Genomic DNA, 24138 nt, shown 5'->3' with positions numbered 1-24138 from the left:
GCGAGGAACCGGCAACCGGCGGGCGCTGGCCTGCCGGTCCCCAGGGAAGGGCCGCTCGGTTGCGGCCGGCCCCGATCAGCCCACCCATTGGCTCCGCGTCGGGCGGTCCATGGTGCGTCGGCCGAACAGGCTGGCGGCGAGATCGGTCATCAAGGTGGCGGTGCGGCCGCGCTCGTCGAGGAAGGGATTGAGCTCGGCCAGCTCCAGCGAGCTGACGAGGCCGCTATCGTGCAGCATCTCCATGACCAGATGCGCCTCGCGCACGGTGGCGCCGCCGGGAACCGTGGTGCCGACGCCCGGCGCGACGTCCGGATCGAGGAAATCGACATCGAGGCTGACATGCAAAAGGCCGTTGCGCTTGGCGATGCGCTCCAGGAACGGCGCCAAGAGACGGGCCATGCCGTGCTCGTCGATGGCGCGCATGTCGTGCACGGTCGGCCCGTGCCGCATCAGCAGCTCGCGCTCCGGCGGATCGATGGAGCGGATGCCGATCATCATGACGTTATGCGGGTTGAGCGGCGTCTCCAGCGGGCGGCCGAGCAGCGCGTCGAAGCCGGGCAGGCCGCATAGAAAAGCCACCGGCACGCCGTGCATATTGCCGCTGACGGAGGTCTGCATGGTGTTGAAATCGGGATGGGCGTCGAGCCAGAGCAGGAATTGCTCGCGCTCGCGCGAGGCAGCGAATTCGGCAAGGCCCGCGCCGATGCCCATCGAGATCGAATGATCGCCGCCGAGGCAGAGCGGCATCCAGCCCGCTTCCTGGATGGCGATGGTCTGCCGCCGCAAGGCGCGCGCCCAGGCGGCGGATTGCTCGAAATTCAGCATCCGGGTGATGCCGGGGCGAAAGCCTTCGAGCCGGTCGGGCGCGGCGTCGCCGAAATCCTTGACCTCATGGCCGAGCGCGGTCAGCGCCTCCGCCAGTTCGGCGGTGCGGAAGGCGGCCGGGCCCATCGCCGCGCCGCGCTGGGTAGCGCCGGTCTCGACCGGTGCCCCGAGAATGCCGATGCGGCGCAGGATCATATTAGCCAAGCCTCCAGATATTGCGGAATTATGCTTATATATGGCGCAATTTATGGCGTGGCGAGCCTGCCGGCGCATGCCGCCGCGGGCTTTCTCCACAGCCGATCCGGCGCCGAGGGAGTGCCTGCCATGGGAAAGGCCCTGATTATTGCCGGCATCGTGCTGATCGTCGCGGGGCTGCTCTGGGGCTATGCGGGGAGGCTCGGCCTAGGCCGCCTCCCCGGTGACATCGTCATCGAACGCGAAAATTTCCGGCTCTATTTGCCGATCGTCACCAGCCTGCTGATCAGCCTGGTGCTGTCGGTCATCCTATGGCTGATCGGCAGGTTCTGACGGCCGCGCGCCTATGCTTGCGGGAACATCGCGAAATACGGCTCGGCCTCCCGCAGGACGCGGGCGAAGGAGGGCCGCTGGCGCAGCCGCTCGAAATAGGCGGCGGCATTAGGATGGCCGCCGAGCGGCAGCAGCTTGTCGGCGTAGAACAGAGCCGGCGCGGCGGCGCAATCGGCCATGCTGAAGCTCTCGCCCATCGCCCATCGGCTCGCCGCCATCTGCCGGTCGATCATGCCATAGGCCTGCCGCAGCGCCGCCATCGCCTGTTCGACGCCATGCGGGTCTTTCCGCCCCTCCGGGCGCAGCCGGTCCTCGACCACCTTCTGCATCGGCGTATGGACATAGATGTCGAAGAAGCGGTCGCCGAAGCGGGCGTGGCGGGCCAGATCGGGGTCGGCCGGGATCAGCGGGGCGGGGCCGGGATAATGCTGCTCCAGATATTCGATGATGATCGAGGATTCCGGCACCGTCCGGTCCTTCGCCTCGTCGCGGAGCACCGGCATCTTGGCGAGCGGCCAGAGCGCCGCGAATTTGGCGCGGGCCTCCGGGTCGCCGAGATCGACGAGGTGCGGCGTGAACGGCGTCTCGTTTTCATAGAGCGCGATCAGCACCTTATGGCAATACGAGGCCAGCGGATGATAGTATAGCGTGAGCGGCATGGCGGCTCTCCGATTTGGCGGGCTCAGCCCGCATTGCGTTCCAGGTCGGCGGCGAGGGCGTCGAGCAGCCACTCGGTGCCCATCTGGCGCTGGTCGGCAATGTCGTGGCCGTCGAGAAAGACGCCCTGCTCGGTAAAGACCAGCCGCGTGCCCGTTCCGTCCGGCTTGAACTCGACCGTCATCAGCGAGACGGAAATGCGCGTCGCATCCAGATGCAGGTCGTAAGTGGCGATAATGCGGGTATCGGGGATGATATCCTGATAGCGCGCCTCGTAGATATGCCGCTGGCCGCCGGTGCGCCGGGCGGAATTGTACTCGCGCCCGCCGACGCGGAAATCCAGCTCGTAATGGCGCTCCTCCCAGCCGGCATCGCCGCCGAACCAGCGTTTCTTGGCGACCGGATCGGCCCAGGCGGCGAAAACTTGCGCGGGCGAGGCGGTGAAGCGCCGCTCGATGACGAAGGTGGCGTGCGAGGCGGATCTTTCGGTCATGCGGGATTCCTCTAACGGCGCGTTATATACCTATTGGTTAATTAGCGAGCTGGTTAAATACAAAGGCAGATCCAGGGAGTCAAGCGCTTCCTGGGGAGCGCGCCAATGCGGTGCGCCACGATGGGGATGGGTAGCGCACGCGGTCGCATCCGACGGTTCGGAGCGCGAGCGACTCGATCGGGTGTTACTGGATCACCAAAGCCGGATCACATGATTGTCCCAGCTCACGCCGGACCAGTCGAGCGAAGCGTCGGCGTGGCTGGCGCCGGTCTTTAGGGAATGCTCGATGACGCAGCCTTCGCCGCTGGTGAGGACGAAATTGCCGGCTTCGGCCGCGTCGGCGACGCCGCAGCCGTCGATCAGGCGCTCTTCGCCGAGGAAGCGGCGGCTTTCGGCGTCCCAGAAGGTGATGCGGCCGCCTTTGGGCGCGGAGGCTGCGATCAGCGTGCCCGAGGCATCCGCCGCGACCGAGCCGATATAGTTCTTCAGCCCGCGATGGATCTCATGCGGCGGCGCCATCAGCAGGGGCCGCTCGCCGAGCCGGTGGAAGCCCACGAGCGGCGGGAAGTCCTCGGCCGCGCCTTCATATTGGCAGCCGAACGCCACCAGATCGCCCGCCGCGACGGCCAGATGCCGGATGGAGAGCTTGTGCAGGGCCTTGTCCAGCACATGCTTCTCGATAATGTCCCCGGTCGCGGTGTCGATATAGACCAGTGAGGGCTCCATCGTCGCGAGGTTGAGCGGGGTGCGGCCGGTCTCGGGGTCCAGCTCGATGCCGCCATTGGCGACGACCAGCGTGCGGCCATCGGAGAGCAGCGCCATGTCGTGCGGGTCCATGCCGGCGCTGGGGAATTCGCCGACCGGCTTGTAGCCCGCGCCCGCGTCGCGCACGCCGATGACGCCGCGCGAGGCATCGCCGGTGAAATCGTTCTCGGTGGAATAGAGCAGGCGGCCGTCGCCGGAGAAGACGCCATGGCCGTCGAAATGGCGGCCCTCCGACGCGGAGAACCAGAGCGGCGGCCGGGCGGCGTCATCGCGCGAGAAGACGGCGGCGAAAGTGCCGGGGCGGCGGGCGAAGACGACGCAATCGCCGGTGCCGGGGCGGAAGGTGAGGTCGTGGCCGCGCGCCGGGAGGGCGAGACGCGCCCGGTCGCCCTCGGCGGTGAACAGCACGGCGGCGTAGGAGCCGTCGGCCTCGCGGCGGGAGGCGGCGTAGAGGCTCGGCGCATCGGCCAAAGCCAAGGCCGCTCCCGGCAGCATCGGCAGCGCGCCCGCGGCGAGCGCTCCGGCGAGAAAATCGCGGCGCGAGATGTTCATGCTCAATCTCCGTCCAGCGCGTTGAAGCTCATCGGCAGAGCTGCGCCGGTTACGATAGCCTGTCCACCCGTCACCTGAATGTTAATCAGGCCGAACACGACAGAATTCAGCTTCTCCCAGCTCGGCTTCGATGCCGTCACATCGGCGATCGGCGTGCCGGTCAGCCCGTCCAGCGCCTTTTCGATCAGGTCGAACTGGTCAAGCGTCGAGCGCTCCTCGCCGGTGCCGGCCTGCTTGACGATCTCGCCGAGCCCGGCATTGCGATACAGATCCTCGATGGCCTCGATATTGGCCTCGATCGAGGCGACGGCATTGCCGCTGCGCCAGAAGGCGGCGCGGCGCGGCCGGGCTTCCTGCGGATTGCCCATCAGCACGCGGTTGAGCTTGGCATTGCGGGTCTGCTGCAAGCCGGTGGTGAACGCCTTGAACAGCTCCAGCGTGACTTCCTTGTCGTTGTGATAGAGTTTTTCCGGCCCCGGCGCGGTCAGATTAGCGGCAAAGCCGTCATTAACGGCCCATTCGTCGCGCACCGCCGCCGCTACCCGCGTAAGATGCGCCGCGATGGATTTGGCGAACTGGCAGGCAAAGGCCTGGTCCTCGGGCGTGGAGGCGGTCACGCCTTCCGCGTCGCCGCTCCACATCAGCGCTTCGAAGGCGGTCAAGCCTTGCAGCGCCACGCTTTTCTCACCCAATGTCGCCGGGCTTAGCACGGTCTGATCCTTCTGGGCGAGCGCGGCATTGAGCTGCTTGCGGCCGAGGCTTTTCGGGTCCGGCCAGAACATGAAGCGCTCGAAGCGGTTGTCCGCCAACATCGGGCCGAAGCGCAGATGCTCGACGCCCGACCAGCCGAGAACCGCCTGCTTGAACGCGGCATCGAGCGCTGCGCGGTCCCCGCCGCCAGCGCAATACGCATTCGTCGCCGTGCTAAGATCGGCCATCGCGGTCGCCAGCCGCTGATAGGCCGGGCGGATGTGGTTCTCGACGGCCTTCTCGCCGATGGTCCGAGCGCTCGCCGTGCCCATGCCGGCGGCGAGGATCAACAAACCCAGCAGCGCACGCATCAAAACCTCACAGCGAATTCACGAATGCGATCAGCGCGTCACGGTCCACTTTCGGCAGCGCGGCGAAGGCATTGCGCGATGTCTGAGCCTCGCCGGAATGCCACAGGATAGCTTCGACAATACTCCTCGCCCGCCCGTCATGCAGGAAAAATGTGTGGCCGTTGACGGTCTGGGTCAGGCCGATGCCCCAGAGCGGCGGCGTGCGCCATTCTCGCCCGTTCGCCTCGCGCTCGGGCCGGTTGTCGGCAAGGCCCTCGCCCATGTCGTGCAGCAGCAGGTCGGTATAGGGCCAGATGGTCTGATTGGAGAGGTGCGGGGCGTTCGGCGCGTCGCCCGTCGTCGATGAGGGGGCGTGGCAGGCGGCGCAGCCGATGGCGCTGAACAGGCGCTTGCCTTGCAACACCTCTGCGGCGGCCGGGTCGCGGCGGGCCGGCACGGCGAGGTTTTGCGAGTAGAAGACGACGAGGTCGAACAGCTCCTTGTTGATCTCGGCGCCGGTCTCCGGCGGGCTGTTGCCGTTCGGCGCGCCGAGGCAGGCGGGCTGCTTCTCGGTGCACTCGCCCGAGGGCTTGTCGAGCAGCGGACTGGAAATGCCGATGTCGCCGGCAAAAGCTTCAGCGGATTGCTGGGCGATGCTCGGATTGCCCGCCTTCCAGCCGAACCGTCCCAGCCGCGCCGCGCCGCCGCCGCTCTCGCGCACCCAGTTCGGCCGACCGGAAATGCCGTCGCCATTCTTGTCGCCTGGGTCGGCGCGGGCGAGGATCGCGGCTTCCGGGATGGCTTCGAGCAGGCCGAGCCCGATCATCGGCGGCGCGATGCGCGGCGAGATCTGCGTATCCGGATGCAAGGGGCCGTAGCCGAGATTGTCGATGGAATAGGCCGGCTTGCGGAGGCTGACCTTCTCGCCGTCGGCCAGCACGACCTCGCTCTCGGCATAGTCGACATGGATTTTGCCCTCGGCGATCTGGCCCTGGATCGAGAGGTCCTGCAATTGCGTGCCGTAGGTCGGCTCAGGCTTGGTGTCGGCGAGGACGCCGAATTCGGCCTTGTCGGAAGGCTGCGCCTCGCCCGGGATCGACAGCCGCAGCAGCATCGAGATGGCGTCGCTCTCGGGCCAGTTCGCGCGGGGCGGATGGCCGCGTCCGTCCTTGATGTGGCAGGACTGGCAGGATTTGGCGTTGTAGAGGGGCCCGAGCCCATCGGAGGATTTCGTCGAGGCCGGCGCCGAGACCCAGAGCTTGGTGAAGATGCCATTGCCGATCTTGAAGTCGAATTCGCGCTTGAATTCGAGATTGCCGGAGGCGTGCGAGAAAGCGTCGAGTGTGTTGACGCTCTTGCGCGAAGTCGCCGCGCCGCCGGGCAATTCCTCGCCGGGCTCGAGCGCGGCACCGGCGGTGGCCTGCGCCTGCGGGTCGTCGAGTCCGGCCGCGCCCGCGCCGCGCAGCAGGCCGGCGGCAAGGAAGGCGCTCGCGAGAAAAACCAGCCGGCGGTCTCTGGCCCCCGGCATGCTCGATCGGCGTGGCCGGCGGGCGCCCCAGCGCATGGGTGTTTTCATCGCTCCTTATTGCAATGGATTCATGCGGCGCGGAAGCCTTGTCGCCAAAATCCGCCGCGCCGCGAGGGTGTTAGCCCTTTTTGCCCTTCATCGCCTTGCTGGGATCATCGAGACTGTCGGAGCCCTCGAAGGTGATCGCCTCGAGCTTCAACGCGGCGACGGCGCGCTCGACCGCCTTGGTCTGATCGAGCAGCTTGTCGATGACGGTCTGCACCACGGCGTTGCCTTCGGCATTGCCCTCGCCGATCATCTGGTCGTAGCGCTCCTTGCTCTCGGCGCGCTGCTTCAGGGCGGCGGCGGCGGCAAGGCTGGCATCCAGCGCCGCACGCAAAGTCTGGTCGCCCTCGGCCGAGGCGGCTTTCACCAGATCGGCCGGGCTGGCGCCCGCGACCGTGCTGCCATCGACGCGCTTATACGAGCCGAGATAGACATTCCGCATGCCGACAATGTTCAGGTGATGCGAATTATGCGTGTTGTCGGCGAAGCAATCATGCTCCTCCTCCGGATCGTGCAGCAGCAGGCCGAGCTTCATGCGCTCGCCCGCCAGCTCGCCGTAGGAGAGCGAGCCGAGCCCGGTGAAGATGGTGACGACGCCTTTGGCCGGGTCCTCGGTCACGGCCTTGCGCGCATCGCCCGTGGGTCCCCATTGCGCGGCCATCCATTCCAGATCCTCGACCAGCAGATCGGTGACGACGCGCAGATATTCGGCGCGGCGTTCGCAATGGCCGCCGGTGCAGTTCTTGACGTCGAAATCGGTGGCGGGGCGATCGCCGGCGCCGGGCCCGGTGCCGTTCAGATCCTGGCCCCAGAGCAGGAATTCCACGGCGTGATAGCCGATCGAGACATTGGCCTCGACGCCGCCCGCCTGATGCAGCTCGTCCGCCAGCAGGGTCTTGGTGATCTTGGAGGCATCGATATCCTTGCCGCCGAGCGTCAGCTTGTCATTGGCGATGACGTTGGCGGCATAGAGCGCGTTCTCTTCGGATTCGATGCCATAGGCGGTGTCGACATAGTCGATCAGCCCTTCATCGAGCGGCCAGGAATTCACCTTGCCTTCCCAATCGTCGACGATCTTGTTGCCGAAGCGGAACGCCTCCGTCTGCATGTAGGGAACGCGGGCGGCGAGCCAGGCTTCGCGCGCGGCCTTCTGGGTCTCCGGCGTCGGCTTGGCCAGGAAGGCGGTGATAGCGGCTTGCAGTGTCTTGGCGGTTGAGACCGCGTCCTCATAGCCGGCCTGCGCGATATCGGCATAAGTCTTTACGACGGCGGCCGGATCGGCGGCCTGGACGGCGGGCGCGGCGGCAAGCAGCAGGCCGGCAGCAGCGGCTAGAGTTCGGCAGAACTTGGCGCATGAGATTTTGAGTGTCATTGGATCGTGCTCCCGCGACGACAGAAAAAGCGAGTAGCCCGCGCGCGCCGCAGCCTGTCAACTGCATGGTGGGAAATGTGATTGATTAGCGGTGTAAAAGAATAAGGCGGATGAATAGCTTAGCCGCGCGGGCGAAGCCTCGGCGGGAGCAGGGGCTATCCCCAGTCACAGCCACCCGCTTCGCTTGAACCAATAGATCGGCACGATGGCGGAGATCACCATCAGGATCAGCGCGAACGGATATCCGAGCGCCCAATTGAGCTCCGGCATATATTTGAAGTTCATGCCGTAAATCGTCGCCACCAGCGTCGGCGGCAGGAAGACCACGGCGGCGATGGAGAACACCTTGATGATGCGGCTCTGCTCGATATTGAGCAGGTTGAAGGTCGCATCCTGCAGATGGCCGATCTGCGAGGCGAGGCGGGCCGAATATTCGGACAGCGAGGTGATGTCCCGGGTCAGCGACTTGGCCTTCGCCTTGGCGCTCTTCTGCAGCCACTCCTCGGTGCTTTGCTGGAAAAACGCCAGCACGCGGCTGAAGCTCAAAAGGCTTTCGCCGAGCTTGGCCAGCAAGGCGCTGAAATGGCCGAGCTTGCGGACGACGCGCTGCAAATCGATATGCGGCTGCAGCGCCTTGGCGCCGCCCTGCGAGTCATTCAGGTCGCCGAACAGTTCATGCGCGACGCCGTCGAGATCGGCGGTGACCTTCTCCAGCACGTCGGCGACGCGCTGCACGATCTGCTCGACCAGCGAGACGAAAAGCAGATCGCTGGTGGCGTGATCCTCCGGCTTGCGGGCGCATTTCTGCTGGAAGGTCTGAAAGGGCAGCGGATCGGAATAGCGGATGGTGACCAGATGCTGCGGCGTCACGACGAACATGACCTCGGCACGGACCGGACGGCGCTCGGAGATGCCCGCGATGACGATGCCGGTCATGAACAGCCCGCCATGCTCCTCGTAGATCCGCGAGGATTCCTCGATCTGCCGCATTTCCTCCCGCGTCGGGATATTGAGGCCCAGGGTCTGCTCGACCGTCACCTCTTCCTCGGCTGTCGGGTCCTGCAGGTCGATCCAGGTGGCCTTGCCGAAGCGGTCCTTCAGCTCCACCGTGGAGGCGAGCTTCTGCAAGCCGCTATTCTCGACTGCGTAGAGCGTTATCATGCGAGCAAATTCCCGGAACCGCCAGAACTGGCAGCTCTATAGCAAACCTTGACCGGACATTCGTGCGAAAACGATGGAGGACAGTCGCGGTTCCCAAACGCTGCGCGCGGCGGTCTGAGGGATCGCCGCCCCGCCAAAATGCTTACGGGCCGCCTGATAGGGCAGCCCGCAATCTGCGATGTCCGGCGAACGGGATCAACACACCGCCAGCGGTGCCCCGGCCCGGGTCAAGGCTTCAGGGCGCCCTGCACGCTGGTATAGACGGCATAGAGCGAGGTCGAGCCGCAAATATACAGCCGGTTCCGCTGCTGGCCGCCGAAGCACAGATTGGCGACGGTTTCGGGTATGTGGATCTTGCCGAGCAATTCGCCCTCGGCCGTGTAGCCGCGCACGCCGTCCTCGTTCGGATCGCCCCAGCCCACCGAGCACCAGACCCGGCCGCCCGTGTCGCAACGCACGCCGTCGGTGATGGCGGGCTTGGGCATGTCGGCGAAGACTTTGCTGTTGACCAGCTTGCCGCCCACATGCTCGACGTCGAAGACGCGGATATGCGAGGGGTTCTGCGGCCCGTCCGTGAAGCCGGTGTCGCAGACATAGAGCTTCTTCTCGTCGGGCGAGAAGCAGAGGCCGTTGGGCTCCACAAAATCATCCGCGACCACCCGGATCTCGCCCGATTTCGGATCCACCCGGTAGACATTGCGCTTTTCCTGCTCGGGATCGGCCTTGATGCCCTCGTAAAACCCGCCGATGCCGTAGACCGGATCGGTGAACCAGATCGAGCCGTCGGCGGCGACCACCGCATCGTTCGGCGAGTTCAGCCGCTTGCCATTATATTTGTCGGCGATGACGGTGATCGAGCCGTCGAGCTCGGTGCGGGTCACCCGCCGGCCGCTATGCTCGCAGGTGATCAGCCGCCCCTCCCGGTCGATGGTGTTGCCGTTCGAATTCATCGACGGCTGGCGGTAGACGCTGAGATGACCGTCATCCTCGCTGAAGCGCATGATGCGGTTATTGGGAATGTCGCTGAACAGCACATAGCGCCCGGCCGGGAAGTAGACCGGCCCCTCGGCCCAGCGGAAGCCGGTGGCGACGCGCTCGACGGCCATGGTGCCGGCGAAGGCGGGGAAGCCGTTCGGCCCGAATGTGGCGGCGGGCTTGGCGGATTCCAGGCGGGAATCCGGATAGCGGCTGCCCGGCAGCGGCCCCAGCGGGAGGGGCGCGGTCGACGGGGTCGGGGCCCCCGTTTGCCCGGGCGGGATCGCGGTTGCGGCAGAGGCCGCTTTCGCGGTGACGGCCGCCGCAGCCGCCGTCATTGCCAGAAATTTGCGTCTGTTCATTGCTACCTCCCTAGAATGTAACACGAATCAGGATCCGAACATCCCGGCTTGTTTTCAAACTCGGGCAGTTATTCGGACTTTTGGAGAGTAACACGAACGAAACTTACTGCGGAGACTTGTCGGGGCTTGTTCAGCCGGAGCGAGACGTCACTAATATTGTGAAAGCCTGGGGTTCTGGAAACTCAAAGACGATTATGACCAATGGCGGACAGGAGATCGTCTATTTCGCTCAGGCAGCGGATCGCTGGTCGCGGAGCGGTTCGCTAGCGCGACTTCCATAGGCGGATCGTGGCGATCGAGGCCTGGGTGTATCCGGGTGGATCGGTGTCGCCGCCGAAGGGCGCCTTGCTCGTCAGCGTGTTCGTCGTCAGAACCCCGCCGACATAGGGGGCCGGCAATCCGCTGAGGACGAGCTGACAGCGGACGGGAAACAGGCCGGCCTCGGGGAAATCGACCTTGAGCGCCAGGCACTCGCCGACGCCGCGAAAGGACAGCGAGCCCAAGCTCACCTCGGCATAGAAGTTTTGGCGCGGCCGTTCGCTGGTGGCGCCGAAGCAGGCGCGGAGTTCGGCGACCCGCCGTGCCTTCGCGTCGGCCACCTTTCCGTCCTCCAGATTGAGCTGGAGGCTCCAGAACGAGAAGAAGCGCTCGGCATCCGCTGGAAACGGCTCGAATCCCGTTCTGGCGGAGGCGCACCAGCCATCGGCGGGCTCGCGCGGTTCCCTGATACTGCGGAGAATGTAGATCTCCTCCAGCGACGCCGCCGGCCGGGGCGCGTCGCCGGCGAGCGCTGCCCCGGTGGAGGGCATCGTGACGACGCCAAATATCGCGGCGGCCGCGATCAATCCCAAGCGAGCCGCTCGCGCCAGCCTGTCAGCCATCCAATGCATCCCGAACGCCTCGGCTATCCGGTTGCCGCCAATGCCCCTCATCGCGGCAGCCAGCCGATGCCATGCGCATGCAGGCTATGGATATAGAGGCGCTCCGCCGTCTCGGTGGCGCCCGTGGTTTCCGGATAGGCGCCGCTCGGGTCTTGCAGATCCTCGGTGACCCGGCCGTCCTCGTCGATGGCGAAGACGTGGCCGTAAGACTCCCCGAGCGGCAGAAGCGATCGCGGCAGCCTCAGCAGCACCTTCCTCAGGAACGGCTTTTCGGCGAGCGAATCCGCCGCCGGATTGCGCGGCTTGAACAGCCCGACCCAGATGCGGCCATCGCGCCCGCGCATCAGGTTGTCCGGGTAGCCCGGCAGGTTGTCGAGCAGGATCCTCGCCTGTGGCGAGCCGCTCTGGACGTTGAGATTGCTCGCGCCGCCGTCGATCTTCCAGACGCGGTAGCGGCCGGTCTCGTTGACGAACAGGGTGCGGCCGTCGGCGCCCAGGGCGATGCCGTTGGCGAAGGAGAGGCCGTGCGCGACGATCCGCGTCCGCCCGGCGGCCGGATCATAGGCGAGCACGCGGCCGGTCGCCGATTGCTCCAGAATGTCGAGCACGCTGGCTTCATAGGTGCCGCCCCATTGCGGGGGAGAGAAGCGCGTCGAGGCATTGGTGAAATAGATGGTCCCGTCCGGCGCCACGACGACGGAATTGGCGTAGCTGACCGGATCGCTGGGGGTCACCTGATCGGCCAGCACGCTGGCGCGCCCGTCCGGGCCGATGGCGAGCAGCCCTTTCACGGCGTCGGCGGCGATCATGCGGCCTTGCGCATCGAAGGCGAAGCCGAGCACGCGTCCGCCCGTATTCGCGAAGACCTCCGGCTTGCTGCCGTCCGGGTCCATGCGCAGCAGATTGCCGCTCAACATCGCGGCATAGAGCTTGCCGTCAGGTCCGATCGCGATGTGCTCCGGCCCGATTTCCTGTCCGAGATCGATCGTCCGCAGCGCCGCCAGGCGGGTGTTGGGCGCGAAGGCCCCAGTATAGCCGGGCGGCGTCTGCGCCGGCCAGGAAACCGGTTCGGCCGGAATCGGCCAGAAGCAGAAATAGGCAACCGCGCCGGCCAGCACCAGCGCCACGATGCCGGCGGCCTTGTAGAGCACCGGAAGTGCCGCGCGCCTGCCTGTCCGCTCGTCGTTCAGCAAAGTCAATACGGCCTCCGGAAGTGCCCCAGCCTCGCGCAGTCGCAACCGGGCAGCGCTTAGCAGGTCGGGCGTTCCGCGTATTTCAAAAACTTGCGAATTTCTCCCCGGATGATCCCGCGCCTAGCGCCCCATTGCCGAGGCGGGCGCTCCGGTCTGCATGGCGCGCCGGTATTCGCCGGGCGTCGCGCCCAGATCGCGCTGGAAGGCCGTGGTGAAATGCGCCTGGCTGGAGAAACCGCAGGCCGCCGCCACATGCGCCAGACTGGTTCCGCCCCGGTCGAGCATCTCGCGGGCGCGCCGGATGCGCCGTGAGAGCACATAGGCGTGCGGGCTCATGCCGACCGTCTCCTTGAAGCGCCGGGCAAAATGATAGACGCTCATCGCCGCGACCCCGGCCAGCGACGCCAGATCGAGATCCCGGTCGATATTGGCTTCGATATAGTCGATGACATGCGCGACGCCGCGCGCCGGGATCTTGCCGAAGGACGTGCGCACCGGGCGTCCGGCGTGGCTCGAAAAGCGCCGCACCAGGATATCGGAGAGGATCAGCGCCCAGCTATCCAGAATGAGATTGGTCGGCTCGATCGAGGCAAGACCGTACTGGACAGTGCGCGCCGCGTTGCACAGGCGATCGTCCCTGATGCCCGACGGCATCCGCACTTCGGCATGGGCAAGTTCCCGGTCGAAGAGGCTCTCGCAGACGGCGCCGAGCAGTGTGAACGGCACGTAGAGATGCACGAAGCTGACGGGATGCTCGAAGCGCCAGCGCGCGCCTTCGAACGGTTGCATGGCAATCGCCCCGACGTCGGTCGGTGTCGCCTCGTCATTGCGCCAGACCCGGCCGCCGCCGGTGTTCAAGGCGACGCTGGCAAAGTCCAGGTCGCCGAGCTGCGCGGTTTCCTCGATGGTGGCGTGCCAGAAGGTCGCCTTCAGCGTGGTCTTGGCGCCGAGACCGATGCTCCGGGTCGGCGCGATGATGTCGCTTTCAAGATATCGGGGCGCGGCGTCGGACGCCGCCACATCGCAAAAGGCGAGGCCCTGCCTGTCGTCAGGATCGGCCGATGGAGAGTCCGGCATGGGCTGGCGCATCTCAAAATTGCAGGCAGGTGCATTACTCGAAAATGCCAATCTCTATTGCGACGTTGCTCAACGCCCCTGGCAAAGCTTAGCCGTGGTCGAGAGGACACGCAAGGTGAGCAGGCGCCCTCAAACGGGGTGTACGAGGGCCGCCAGGGCTAGCAGGCCGCCGCGGGCGGCGCGTCAGGTCGTCCCGGCCTTGCGGGCGCCAGGTCCGAGGACCCCGCCGATCTTCCGGGCAATGTCCTTGGCGAAAAGCGGGGTTTCTCCCTCCACATGCCAGCGCAGGAAGAGTGGCAGCAGGCCCATGGTCGCGACGAGCCGCAGCAGCGTCGGCATGCGCGCCTCGACCGTGCAGCGGAACCGAGCGCTGCTGGCATCCTTGGGCTCGACCTCGAGCGTCCAGATCACCTCGATCGTGGCGGGCGCGAGATGCATGATGTAGACGCGGCTATTTCTTGAATGCATGACGACATGATCGGGGGCGGTCTTGGCGGCGAGATAGTGCTGGATCAGCAAATGGCCGCCGACGCTCTCGACATTGACCGTCCCCAGCCTGCCATCCTCGCGGAAGGCTCCGGCGGCGCGATGGGCGGGCGAGCATGCCTGAAAGTCGCGGTCGGACAGGTTGGCCAGCCAGCCGACGAGGTCAATGCGGTCCGCCGGGTAATCGATCGATGTCTCGCTAGTCGCCTTCATCCTCGTCACACTTCCCCCGTGGAACGGCTGGCGGCCCTTGATTCGGGTACCGGCTTACATCGATTGCGAACACCTCATCCTATCGCAGATCTCTCGACGCGGAGGGTTCTGCATGCAAAAAAGCAAGAATTTGAAAAGCAGCCGCATCGGCGATCCGCTATGGTTGTTCCGGCGATCCCAGCGTGGCGAGGAGCCGGGCGAGGCTTACAAGCCACTGAAAGACTTGGACGATTGAAATGCACTGACCGGCATCTTCTCATCGGTGGTGTCAACCGCCCCGCTTTCCGCCTGACCCTTCTCACAGACATCCGTTCCGCGACCAGCTAAAGGACCGCCATCGATGACCCATGCCTCGCGCTTCCAGCCGTCTCTTTGGGCCGCCGCCGCGCTGACCGTCGCCGCCGGCGCGCTCATCGCCTCGCCGGCGCGGGCGCATGTGAAATGGTTCGCGCCCTATATCGTCGGCGCGCCGCCGCAGCCGATCGGGGCGACGCTTGGCAATGTCTGGTTCTGGACCGGGATCGCGCTCGTTCTCGCCTTTTTCCTCGTCACCCGCGCCATCGAGAGGTCGAGCGCCGGCGAAATCATCCTGACCCGCCTCGACCGTCTGACCGATCCGCTCTGGAGCCGGCTCGATGATTTCGTCCGCGTCGTCATCGCCGCCTTCTTCGTGGCGATCTTCGCCGTCGGCGGCGTCTATCTGACGCCCGACCTGCGCACCCCGGCGGAGTGGGTTTCGTGGACCCAGCTCCTGATCGCCGGCATGATCTTTTCCCGGCGGACGCAGCCGATCGCGGCGGCGGGCATCATCGGGCTCTGGCTGCTCGCCTTGCGCGATTACGATGTCTTCCACCTGCTCGACTACCTCGCGCTGGGGCTCGGGGTTGCCGCCTATCTGGTGCTCGAGGCATCCGCAAATCCGGAATGGCGCAAGCACCGCTTCGAGGCGCTGCGCTACGGCGTGGCCATCGCCCTGATGTGGTCGAGCCTGGAAAAATTCGCCTATCCGGACTGGTTCACGCCGCTGGTCGACGAAAAACCCTTCCTCACTTTCGGCATGCCGCGCGAGATGTTCATCCCGATGGCTGGCGTCGCGGAATTCACCATGGGATTCGGCCTGCTGTGGACCCCGCTGGTGCGGCGGCTGTCGGCGATCGCGCTCTTCATCATCTTCAATGCCGCCGTCTATCCGTTCGGCCGCACCGACTTGATCGGACATGCGCTCATCATGGCGATCATCGTCGCTATCGCCGCCGACCACACGCGGGAAATCCACGTCCTGCCGGCTCTGAAGCGCGCTCTCGCCGGCGTTCCGGCGGGCCTTGCCGTTGCCCTGGTCACCTTCGTCGCCGGATATTGGGGACTTCACATCGCCATTTACGGCATCGAGGGCGAAACCGGCGCGACGTCCGCCGAGCATCTGACCCATACGCCGAACCCGGAATATCCGCACGCGGCCCCGAGCGCGGCAGCCGCTGCGGCGACGGCCGAGGCCGCCAACCGCTTGGCGATGGAGCGGATGCACGGCCCGATGATGGAAGGCATCGGCCATGCCGACCCCGACATCGCCTTCGTGCGCGGCATGCTCACCCATCACCAGGGCGCGGTCGACATGGCGGAGATCGTGCTGAAATTCGGCAAGGACCCGCAGAACCACCATTTCGCGCGCGAGATCATCGAGACGCAAAGCCGGGAGATCGGCGAGATGCGCGAATGGCTCAGGCGGAAGGCTGTCGGCCAACCTTGAGGCCGGTTCCGGCGGTGACCGGTCAGAACCACATGTCCGCAACGCATCGCCCGTCGCGCGGCAGGTCTTCGAAGCTGTTCAGCCCGTCGAAATGGTCGACGACGATGGCGGCCACAGCCGCCGGCTCCGCGAGCCTGAGATTGACGGCGATGCGGCGGCGGCCATCCTCCCCCGGCGAGAGTTCCCGCCAATAGGCGACGCACCCGCATTCGGGACAAAAATGGAAGGCCAGGTTGCGCCCCCGGACGTAAGGCCGCGTCGCGCCCGACGCCCTTATCCGGCCATCCTCGTAATCATAGGCCCACAGCGTCCCATAGCGCCGGCAGGCCGTGCAATTACAGGCGGTGGCCGCCTCGGGGAGCCCTTCAAAGCTCCAGCGAACGGCGCCGCAATGACAAGAGCCTTCGATCATCTGGTGCCCTCATTCCTCCAACCGGCGTCCTCGTCGGCCGCCTTGGCCACAGCCTAGCTCGTAATGCCGATAAAGAGCATCCCGCCCAGCACGACAACGCCGGCCGCCACGGCGGCGGCCCGGCTGCGCGTCAGCCCGTAGGCGATTGCTGCCGCCAAAGCCGGAACGAGAATTAACGGAAGTATTGTGCGCATGGTCCCCCTCCCGATGCAGTTACCCCTCGCATCTTGCTATACGACAGCTAGGTGAGAGGTTGCCAGTCCTTAGAGTCCTGGGTGAGGGAAACCGCGCGCTGGGAAGAAGCTGGCTGGGGGACTAGGACTCGAACCTAGATTGACGGAGTCAGAGTCCGCTGTCCTACCATTAGACGATCCCCCACTAACCTACTGAAATCGCTGTATAGTTTGTTACAGTGTCTCTAAAATAGGCCGGGTTTCAGAAATAGGTACTTCGTCCGTTCCCTTCCGTCAACCCTGTTTTGAGCCCTTGCCTAGGGCTCCCCTCCGGCGGCGGATGCCGCGATGACGGGAAACTGGCCCCGGGCCCCGCCGCTTCTGGCAAATCGGGCGATGGCGCGCACCGTCCGCATCGCTATTCCCTGCTGGCTGGTCCCGATGGCGCCGGCGGCTTTTCCACCAGCCCTCTGCGCCTCGATGCAAGCGTCGGGGCGGCGCCCCATGCTCAAATCGCGGAAGGCAATTCCTAAGCGGTCGCGCTCTCGGAGCGTCAGTGCAAAGTCCAGCCTGTCAATGCGTCGCGCGCGGCAAATGCGGCGTGGCGGAGAACCCGCGCAGGGCCAGGGCGGTCAGCCTCTGGTCGGCGCTTTCCTCTTCCTCGAGACTGTCTTCCAAAATCTCGGCGATCTCGATCAGGTCGAGCTGCTCGGCCCAGGCGATCAGGGTGGCATAGCGCGCGATCTCATAATGTTCGATGGCCTCGGCGCAGCCGATCATCGCGGCATCCAGCACGACCGGGTCGCGCGAGCCGGCGATGGCCTCCTCGGTCTCCTGCACGAGCCCCTTGAGCGCCGGGCACTCTTTGCCTTCGGGCGGGCTGGCGATCAGGCCGAACACCTCCTCCAGCCGCTCGATCTGGTCCTTGGTCTCTTGCAGGTGGTCATCGAGCATGACGCGCAATTCGACCGAATTGGCCCTGGCCGCGAGCTTCGGCAGTATTGCCAGTACGGCGTGTTCGGTGAAGTAGATGTCCTTCAGCCCGGCTTCGAAAAGCGTCCTCATATCGTCCATGGTCCGGCTCCCGTGTCTCCCGCGCCATCCCGGGTTACCGCTGGGCAACACGCTGGCCTGAGCACGGTTCCTTGGCTGCGGCGAAGGGCGCGGGACTGTGGCCGAAGCGCCCGGGGCAAAGCTGGAACCATGGCGATCGGCGCCCGTTTCCCGGCTCGGGAAAGGGGGCAGGATCGCGGCCGAACCTCCAACGGACGCGGTCAGGGTTGACCGGCCCCCTTTCTCACCCCCACCCGATTGTCATTGGGCGCCGGCAGGCCGCAGCGAGCTCGTCTGCACAAGGCTGGCGAAGGCGCCGCCCTGGCGCACCAGCTCATCATAGGTGCCGGCCTCGACGATGCGTCCGGCGCGGAAGACCAAAATCTTGTCCGCGTTGATGATGGTGGTCAGGCGGTGGGCGATGATGAAGGTGGTGCGGCCGATGCGGACATTGTCGAAGGCGCGCTTGATATGCGCTTCGGTCTCCACGTCAAGGGCGCTGGTCGCTTCGTCGAGGATCAGGATGGGCGCGTTCTTCAGGATAGCCCGCGCTATGCCGACACGCTGGCGTTCGCCGCCCGACAACGCCGTTCCGCGCTCGCCGATGACGAACTGGTAGCCGCCGGGCTTGGCGATGATGAATTCGTGCGCCTCGGCCATTTTCGCCGCCGCCTCGACCTCCTCCTGGGTGGCGCCGGGGCGGCCGATCTGGATATTTTCATAGATCGAGCGGTTGAACAGGCCGACCTCCTGGAACACCACGGCGATCGAATGCCGGAGCGAGGCGAGTGTCACGTCGCGGATGTCGATGCCGTCGATGGTGATGCGGCCCTTGCCGGGATCGCGCAGGCGCTGCAGCAGAGCAAGCGCCGTGGTCTTGCCCGCGCCGGTATGGCCGACCAGGGCGACAGTCTCGCCCGCCTTGGCTTCGAAATCGAGGTCATAGACGCCGCTGGTCTCGGGGCCGAAGCGGAAGGTGACGCCCTCATAGCGCACCGAGCCGCTGACATCCTTCAACGGCACGGCGTCAGGCTTTTCGACGATGGTGGTGCTGGCGTCGAGCAGGTCGAAGAAAGCGCCCAGCGTCGGCACCTGGCTGAACAGGCGCGAGACGAAGCTGGAGATCTGGTCGAGCTTGCCGATGAGGAGGGCGGCGAAGGCGACGAAGCTGACGATCTCGCCGACCGTTACCTGGCCGGTCGAGGCGAGCAGCGAGCCTACGGCGAAGATCGCCACCATCGAAATCGTCGCCGCCGCGCGGGTGACGACGGTCAGGAGGCCCCACCAGGTCAAGACCGGATATTGCGCGAACAGCACCTGCTGCATCAGCGCCCGCAGCGCCAGTTGCTCCTCGGTCAGCCGCGCATAGCTCTGCACGATCGGAACGTTCGAGATGACGTCGCCGACGCGGCCGAACATGTCCTGGTAATGCACCTCAATGGCGGACTGCCCCGCTTCGGTCTGGCGGATGACGAAGATGTTGAAGAAGGTGTAAACGATGGCGAGCAGCAGCAGGATGCCGGCGAGCCGCGCATCGATCAGCAGCGCGGTCGGGATCAGCAGCAGAATGCTGATGATGGCGGACAGATGCTCGCGCATGAAGGTCAGCCAGAGCACGAACAGCGTGTCGGCGCCCGCCAGCATGATGCGCACCACCCGGCCGGTGCCCCGCTCGGCATGGTAGCTGATCGGCAAGGTGATGGCGCGGTCGAAGGCGGCGGCAAGCGTCGCAAGCTTCTGCCGGTGCGCCAGCCGGTCGGCCCAGACCGACAGAAAGACGCTGGTGAGCAGGCCGAAGAAGCCGAGCAGCGCCCACAGGCCGATCAGCGACATCGAGCGCTTGTTGCTGGCCAGCGCGTCGACCACCCGGCCGAACAGGATCGGCTCGGCGAGCTGCACCACGGCCAGCACGGCATTGGCGACGACGAGGAAAGCCGTCAGCCAATATTCGTTTTTCAGCATGCCGAGCGCGCGCCAATATGTCTGCAGAAGCGCCTTCATCGTCGCGGGTCTCCGCTCGCCCGGTGGAGTTGCTCGACCGAGCCCATTGGGCTTTGCTCACGCTTTCGCGAGGCTCGGGTGAGAGGAATTGTCTTTTACCGGGACACAGCTAGGCTTAAGCAAAGCTGAAATCAATGAAGGTTTTCCTTCGGATAGGGTGCAAATATGAGCTGGAACCCCGCTCTCGAGCCGCATTACCCCATGGGGGCCGAAATCGATGCCATCGAAACGGTGATCGTGCCGCGCGCCCGCGACCTCGGCGGCTTCGAGGTGCGGCGGGCGCTGCCCTCGGCGCAGCGGCAGATGGTCGGCCCCTTCATCTTCTTCGACCAGTTCGGCCCGGCCGAATTTCTGACCGACCAGGGCATCGACGTGCGCCCGCATCCCCATATCGGTCTCGCCACCGTCAGCTATCTCTATAGCGGCTCCATCCTGCACCGCGACTCGCTGGGGACGCAGAAAGAGATCTTTCCCGGCGACGTGAACTGGATGATCGCCGGGCGCGGCATTTCGCATTCCGAGCGCACCAGCCCGGCGGTCCGGGCGCAGCCGAAATCCTCGCTCTATGGCATCCAGACCTGGGTGGCGCTGCCGGATCGGGACGAGGAGGTCGATCCCGGTTTCGAGCACCGCCCGTCGGCCGAGCTGCCGCTGATCGAGGGCGAGGGCAAGACCGTGCGCCTGATCCTCGGCACCGCCTACGGCGAGCGGGCGCCGGTGAAGACCTTTTCCGAGATGTTCTATGCCGATGCGCTGCTGGAGGCGGGCGCGCGGCTGCCGCTGCCCGACGATCACGAGGATCGCGGCCTGTTCGTGCTGGAGGGCGAGATCGAGATCGCCGGCCAGACATTCGAGGCCGGCCGCCTGATGGTCTTCCGCCCGGGCGATGCGATCACGGTGACGGCGCTCAAGCGCTCGCGACTGATGCTGCTGGGCGGCGAGACGTTTCCCGGCCCGCGCTATATCTGGTGGAATTTCGTCGCCTCCTCCAAGGAGAAGATCGAGGCCGCCAAGGACGCCTGGCGCAGCGGCGACTGGGCGCATGGCCGCTTCCAGCTCCCGCCAGGCGATGAAGCCGAGTTCATCCCGCTGCCGGATTAGCGGAGTATTTTTTGTCATCCCCGCGGAAGCGGGGATCCAGTAAAGGGCCGGATTTGGCCGTGAGGCATCGCCTTACCGCTAGTGCTGCGGCCTACTAGTTTCCCGCGTTCGCGGGAATGACAAGGTGGATATTGACAAGCGGAGGGGAAACGCACTTGAGCAACGTCACCATCACCCGCGAAGTCGGCCCGAGCAAAGGCCGCTATGTGGCGCGCGTCGAAGGCATCGAAGGGGAGGGCGAGTTGGTCTACAGCCGCCTCGGCCCCAATCTCATCAGCGCCGACCACACCGGCGTGCCCGAGCAGTTTCGCGGTCTGCGCCTCGGTCTCGCGCTGGCCACCCGGCTCGTCGAGGACGCCCGCGCCGAGGGCGTGAAGATCATCCCGCTCTGCCCCTATGTCAACGCCGAGCGACGCAAGCACCCCGACTGGGCGGATGTGTCCAGGAGACCTGACATTGATTGGAGCCGCAGGCTTCAGCCCAGCTTCAGCCCGGCGATGCGGCGGATGGTGGTGACGTCGCCGTGGGTGGTGGCGATGCGCTCGACGGCGCGGCGGATCGGCTCGACCACGACCTCCATCTGGTGGCCGCTGGCGTGGATCATCCATTCGGCCGATTGCACCATGCCGACATGGCCGCGCCAGAATACCAGATCGCCGCGCGCGAGCTTATCGAGATCCTTCTCGGGCAGCGGGGCGCCGATCTCGGCCTCCTGCATGTCGCTGTCGCGCGGGGCGGAGAGGCCAGCCGCCTGCATTGAGGTCTGCACCAGGCCCGAGCAGTCGATGCCGGCGCCCGAGCGCCCGCCCCACAGATAGGGCGTGCCGATCAGCTTCTCGGCGAGGCGGACGAAATCCTTGCCCTTGTCCTCCATCGTCTGCAGGTGGCCGCCAAAGGCGAAGCCGCCGCGCCCCAGCTCCAGGAAGCGGCCCTCGCGGCCGACCACCGTCACCTTGGAATTGAAGCTCAGCCGCATGATCGGCGGCCGCTTCATGTCGGGCGCGGGATAGACGAAGGTGCCGCGCGAGGACACCCAATGGGTCGGCTCCTCGATGGTGGCGGAGAGATTGTCCATCGGCATGTAGCCGACATAGTTGTCCTGTTCGAGCTGCACCCAGGCCCAGCCCTCGGCGGCGTCATAGACGGTGACGAGTTCGCCGCACAGCGCCTCGGTCGTCAGCGGCGCGTCGAAGCGCGGCACGATGCGCACCGGCGCGACAGCGCCGACAACCTGGCGCAGCTCGCCCTGCGAATAGCGCGGCGCGCGGACCCTCTCCTTCAGCGAGGCGGCGGCCATGTCCTCCCGGATGACATGACGCCGCGGATCGAGCGGACCTGAATTCATGCTCTCGGAAACGTCCTCTTCAGATGATCGAACACCGCGCGGGCGGCCTGCGGCTCCCCGCCATGAGGCTTGCCCGGCTGCGGCTTTGGCACCCAGCCATATATATCGAAATGCGTATACCGCGTCGCCGCTTTCACAAAGCGCTTTAAAAACAACGCGGCCATCACCGATCCGGCGAAGGGTTCGGGGTAGATGCTGCTGACATTGGCGATGCGGCTGTCGAGCAGCATGTCATAGGGCTGCCAGAACGGCATCGGCCACATCGGGTCGCCGAGGCGGCGGCCGGTTTCGGTGAGCGCGGCGGCGAGCGCGGCATCGGTGGAATAGACCGGCGGCAGTTCCGGGCCGAGCGCAACGCGGGCGGAACCGGTGAGCGTCGCGAAGCTGAACAGGCTCTCGGGCTGCTCGGCATCGGCGAGTGCCAGCGCATCGGCCAGCACCAGGCGTCCCTCCGCATCGGTGTCGCCGACTTCGACGGTAAGGCCCGCCCGGCTCTTGAGCACGTCGCCGGGCCGGAAAGCATTGCCGGAGATGGAATTTTCTGCCGTCGGGATCAGCACGCGCAGCCGCAGGCCGAGCCCGGCGCTCATAATCATCGCCGCCAGCGACAGGGCCGTCGCCGCGCCGCCCATGTCCTTCTTCATCAGCGCCATCGAGCCGCCGGGCTTGATATTCAGCCCGCCCGTGTCGAAGCAGATGCCCTTGCCGATCAGCGTGACTTTCGGCGCGGCTTCGTCGCCCCAGCGGATGTCGATCAGGCGCGGCTCGCGCGAGCTGGCGCGGCCCACCGCATGGATCAGCGGAAAGTTTTCGGCCAGCAGGTCGTCGCCGGTGATGACGTCGCATTTGGCGCCGAAATGGCTGGCGACGCCGCGCGCCGCATCCTCCAGCTCGGCCGGGCCGAGATCGTTGGCGGGCGTGTTGATGAGATCGCGGCCGAGCCAGATGGCGGCGGCGATGCTGACGATATCGGGTTTGCTGACGCCCGGCGGCAGCCGCAGGCGCCGTTCGCCGCGCGCCCCGTTCGACTGGTAATGCTGGAAGGCATAGGCGCCGAGCGCCCAGGCTATGGCGGCCAGCTCCGGATTCTCGGCCGCGCCGGCAAAATGATAGCCGCCCTTCGGCAGCACCGGCGGCAGGCTGCCGGCCTGCAGCGGGCTCGCCCAATCATGCCCGTCCCTGCCGAACACCACGCCGCCCAGCCCGTCTTCGCCCGGCAGCAGCGCCCAATTGCCCGGCGCGGGCTTGAAGTCGATCGCCTTCAGCCAGGCGTGGTCGCGCGGCGCAAGCTCTTGCGCGAGCGCCTCGGGCTCCTTAAGGCTGTCGGCGAACCAGATCGGGCAGGTCGGCTCGCCGGCGTTCTCGTCGATGAACAGCGCGGCGACTTGGGTTGCGAGCTCATTGAGGGCGGGTAACATCATCTCTCTTTGCAACGATTCTGGTGTTGATCGGAAAGTCTTGGGTAAAAACAAATCTGGAGATGGGCGGTATGGGCGAAGATTACGAGCTGATCATCGGCGACAAGAGATACTCTTCCTGGAGCCTGCGTCCATGGCTGGCGCTCACCGCATTCGGCATTCCCTTCAAGGAAACCATGATCCGTTTGCGCCGGCCCGAAACCTTGTCGGAAATCCTCCCCCATTCGCCATCCGGCAAGATCCCCGTGCTGAAGACGGGCGGCCTCGCTATCGGGGATAGCCTCGCCATCATCGAGTTCCTGGCTGAACAGCATCCAAATAAATCCCTATGGCCGGCGGATCGCGACGCGCGGGCCATCGCGCGGTCGGTATCGGCCGAGATGCATTCGAGCTTTCAGGCACTCCGGAACGAGTTCCCGATGGATTTCACCAGCAGTTTGGGCTTCCCGGACAATGCCAGCGGACAGGCCCGCGCCGATATTGCGCGGATTGTCGCGATCTGGGGGGATTGCCGGCGCAGATTCGGCGGCGGCGGCGATTTTCTGTTCGGCGCCTTCTCGCTGGCCGACGCCATGTACGCGCCGGTTGCGAGCCGCTTCCGGACCTATCAAGTCGAGCTGTCCGAATTCGGCGACGATGGCAGCGCCGCCCGCTACCGCGACACCATGCTGGCCATGCCCGAGATGCAGGCCTGGGAAGAAGCGGCGCGGGCGGAATAATCAGCCTGTGCAGATT

At 65.8% G+C, this 24138-nt stretch carries 24 protein-coding genes, 1 tRNA gene and 1 pseudogene; 6 read left to right on the top strand and 20 right to left on the bottom strand.

What is annotated here, in order from left to right:
- Positions 1 to 75: 75 nt before the first annotated feature.
- Entirely contained in the window at positions 76 to 1020 is a 945-nt protein-coding gene (rocF, locus tag BLEFHOIH_RS02740; protein ID WP_088342966.1) for an arginase, read from the bottom strand.
- A 129-nt stretch (positions 1021 to 1149) separates the two neighbouring features.
- On the opposite strand from rocF, the gene BLEFHOIH_RS02735 reads away from it, so the two are divergent.
- Positions 1150 to 1353 (top strand): DUF2905 domain-containing protein, encoded by a 204-nt coding sequence (locus BLEFHOIH_RS02735; protein ID WP_088343133.1) that lies wholly within the window; start codon positions 1150 to 1152, stop codon positions 1351 to 1353.
- 11 nt (positions 1354 to 1364) lie between these two features.
- Here BLEFHOIH_RS02735 and BLEFHOIH_RS02730 read toward each other — a convergent pair whose 3' ends face one another.
- The 12 genes from BLEFHOIH_RS02730 to BLEFHOIH_RS02675 form a co-directional block, all read right to left on the bottom strand.
- Positions 1365 to 2012, bottom strand: a complete 648-nt coding sequence (locus BLEFHOIH_RS02730) for a glutathione S-transferase family protein (RefSeq protein ID WP_088342965.1) — start codon at positions 2010 to 2012, stop codon at positions 1365 to 1367.
- A gap of 23 nt (positions 2013 to 2035) precedes the next feature.
- A complete protein-coding gene (locus BLEFHOIH_RS02725) occupies positions 2036 to 2503 on the bottom strand; it encodes an SRPBCC family protein (RefSeq protein WP_088342964.1) in 468 nt (155 codons plus the stop codon).
- A 192-nt stretch (positions 2504 to 2695) separates the two neighbouring features.
- On the bottom strand, positions 2696 to 3820 hold the full coding sequence (locus tag BLEFHOIH_RS02720) for a DUF1513 domain-containing protein (RefSeq protein ID WP_088342963.1): 1125 nt from the start codon (positions 3818 to 3820) through the stop codon (positions 2696 to 2698).
- 2 nt (positions 3821 to 3822) lie between these two features.
- Complete coding sequence (locus BLEFHOIH_RS02715) at positions 3823 to 4881, bottom strand: imelysin family protein (RefSeq protein WP_088342962.1); 1059 nt, start codon at positions 4879 to 4881, stop codon at positions 3823 to 3825.
- 7 nt (positions 4882 to 4888) lie between these two features.
- On the bottom strand, positions 4889 to 6388 hold the full coding sequence (locus tag BLEFHOIH_RS02710; protein ID WP_088343132.1) for a di-heme oxidoredictase family protein: 1500 nt from the start codon (positions 6386 to 6388) through the stop codon (positions 4889 to 4891).
- Positions 6389 to 6506: 118 nt separating this feature from the next.
- Positions 6507 to 7805, bottom strand: a complete 1299-nt coding sequence (locus BLEFHOIH_RS02705) for an imelysin family protein (RefSeq protein WP_088342961.1) — start codon at positions 7803 to 7805, stop codon at positions 6507 to 6509.
- Positions 7806 to 7970: 165 nt separating this feature from the next.
- On the bottom strand, positions 7971 to 8966 hold the full coding sequence (locus tag BLEFHOIH_RS02700) for a magnesium transporter CorA family protein (protein ID WP_088342960.1): 996 nt from the start codon (positions 8964 to 8966) through the stop codon (positions 7971 to 7973).
- A gap of 227 nt (positions 8967 to 9193) precedes the next feature.
- Positions 9194 to 10303 (bottom strand): SMP-30/gluconolactonase/LRE family protein, encoded by a 1110-nt coding sequence (locus tag BLEFHOIH_RS02695; RefSeq protein ID WP_088342959.1) that lies wholly within the window; start codon positions 10301 to 10303, stop codon positions 9194 to 9196.
- Positions 10304 to 10566: 263 nt separating this feature from the next.
- Positions 10567 to 11184, bottom strand: coding sequence for a hypothetical protein (locus BLEFHOIH_RS02690; RefSeq protein WP_125461555.1), 618 nt, complete (start codon positions 11182 to 11184; stop codon positions 10567 to 10569).
- 47 nt (positions 11185 to 11231) lie between these two features.
- A complete protein-coding gene (locus BLEFHOIH_RS02685) occupies positions 11232 to 12383 on the bottom strand; it encodes an SMP-30/gluconolactonase/LRE family protein (protein WP_245296842.1) in 1152 nt (383 codons plus the stop codon).
- 114 nt (positions 12384 to 12497) lie between these two features.
- Complete coding sequence (locus BLEFHOIH_RS02680) at positions 12498 to 13454, bottom strand: AraC family transcriptional regulator (RefSeq protein WP_170936959.1); 957 nt, start codon at positions 13452 to 13454, stop codon at positions 12498 to 12500.
- 183 nt (positions 13455 to 13637) lie between these two features.
- Complete coding sequence (locus BLEFHOIH_RS02675) at positions 13638 to 14153, bottom strand: hypothetical protein (RefSeq protein WP_088342956.1); 516 nt, start codon at positions 14151 to 14153, stop codon at positions 13638 to 13640.
- 112 nt (positions 14154 to 14265) lie between these two features.
- On the opposite strand from BLEFHOIH_RS02675, the gene BLEFHOIH_RS27470 reads away from it, so the two are divergent.
- The gene (locus tag BLEFHOIH_RS27470; RefSeq protein ID WP_280950382.1) at positions 14266 to 14388 is read left to right on the top strand and encodes a hypothetical protein; all 123 of its coding nucleotides are present in this window, start codon (positions 14266 to 14268) and stop codon (positions 14386 to 14388) included.
- 105 nt (positions 14389 to 14493) lie between these two features.
- A complete protein-coding gene (locus BLEFHOIH_RS02670; RefSeq protein ID WP_088342955.1) occupies positions 14494 to 15900 on the top strand; it encodes a DUF305 domain-containing protein in 1407 nt (468 codons plus the stop codon).
- 22 nt (positions 15901 to 15922) lie between these two features.
- On the opposite strand, the gene BLEFHOIH_RS02665 is transcribed toward BLEFHOIH_RS02670, so the two are convergent.
- The 5 genes from BLEFHOIH_RS02665 to BLEFHOIH_RS02645 all read right to left on the bottom strand — a co-directional run bounded on the left by BLEFHOIH_RS02665 (position 15923) and on the right by BLEFHOIH_RS02645 (position 19539).
- Positions 15923 to 16312, bottom strand: coding sequence for a GFA family protein (locus tag BLEFHOIH_RS02665; protein ID WP_088342954.1), 390 nt, complete (start codon positions 16310 to 16312; stop codon positions 15923 to 15925).
- A 53-nt stretch (positions 16313 to 16365) separates the two neighbouring features.
- Complete coding sequence (locus BLEFHOIH_RS26525) at positions 16366 to 16506, bottom strand: hypothetical protein (protein WP_170936958.1); 141 nt, start codon at positions 16504 to 16506, stop codon at positions 16366 to 16368.
- Between the two features lie 110 nt (positions 16507 to 16616).
- A tRNA-Gln gene (locus BLEFHOIH_RS02660) sits at positions 16617 to 16690 on the bottom strand.
- A gap of 368 nt (positions 16691 to 17058) precedes the next feature.
- Positions 17059 to 17559, bottom strand: a complete 501-nt coding sequence (locus tag BLEFHOIH_RS02650) for a DUF892 family protein (protein WP_088342952.1) — start codon at positions 17557 to 17559, stop codon at positions 17059 to 17061.
- 240 nt (positions 17560 to 17799) lie between these two features.
- A complete protein-coding gene (locus BLEFHOIH_RS02645; protein WP_088342951.1) occupies positions 17800 to 19539 on the bottom strand; it encodes a glucan ABC transporter ATP-binding protein/ permease in 1740 nt (579 codons plus the stop codon).
- Positions 19540 to 19704: 165 nt separating this feature from the next.
- On the opposite strand from BLEFHOIH_RS02645, the gene BLEFHOIH_RS02640 reads away from it, so the two are divergent.
- The gene (locus tag BLEFHOIH_RS02640; protein WP_088342950.1) at positions 19705 to 20640 is read left to right on the top strand and encodes a pirin family protein; all 936 of its coding nucleotides are present in this window, start codon (positions 19705 to 19707) and stop codon (positions 20638 to 20640) included.
- A gap of 116 nt (positions 20641 to 20756) precedes the next feature.
- Positions 20757 to 21068, top strand: a pseudogene (locus BLEFHOIH_RS02635) (GNAT family N-acetyltransferase); the annotation flags it as partial.
- 47 nt (positions 21069 to 21115) lie between these two features.
- On the opposite strand, the gene BLEFHOIH_RS02630 reads toward BLEFHOIH_RS02635, so the two are convergent.
- Positions 21116 to 21985: a C40 family peptidase gene (locus tag BLEFHOIH_RS02630; protein ID WP_170936957.1), complete on the bottom strand. Its 870-nt coding sequence runs from the start codon at positions 21983 to 21985 to the stop codon at positions 21116 to 21118.
- Positions 21982 to 23406 carry a leucyl aminopeptidase family protein gene (locus BLEFHOIH_RS02625; RefSeq protein ID WP_088342949.1) on the bottom strand — a complete coding sequence of 475 codons (1425 nt, stop codon included), beginning with the start codon at positions 23404 to 23406 and terminating at the stop codon, positions 21982 to 21984. The genes BLEFHOIH_RS02630 and BLEFHOIH_RS02625 overlap by 4 nt, the downstream gene beginning before the upstream one ends.
- A gap of 68 nt (positions 23407 to 23474) precedes the next feature.
- Here BLEFHOIH_RS02625 and BLEFHOIH_RS02620 point away from each other — a divergent pair, with 68 nt between their 5' ends.
- Positions 23475 to 24122, top strand: a complete 648-nt coding sequence (locus BLEFHOIH_RS02620; protein ID WP_088342948.1) for a glutathione S-transferase family protein — start codon at positions 23475 to 23477, stop codon at positions 24120 to 24122.
- Positions 24123 to 24138: the final 16 nt, after the last annotated feature.

Source organism: Rhodomicrobium sp. R_RK_3 (assembly GCF_002198715.1).
In the GTDB taxonomy this organism is placed as follows: Bacteria; Pseudomonadota; Alphaproteobacteria; order Rhizobiales; family Rhodomicrobiaceae; genus R-RK-3.
Note: the sequence above shows the minus strand (reverse complement) of the source record. Positions and strands in the feature narration are given on the sequence as shown.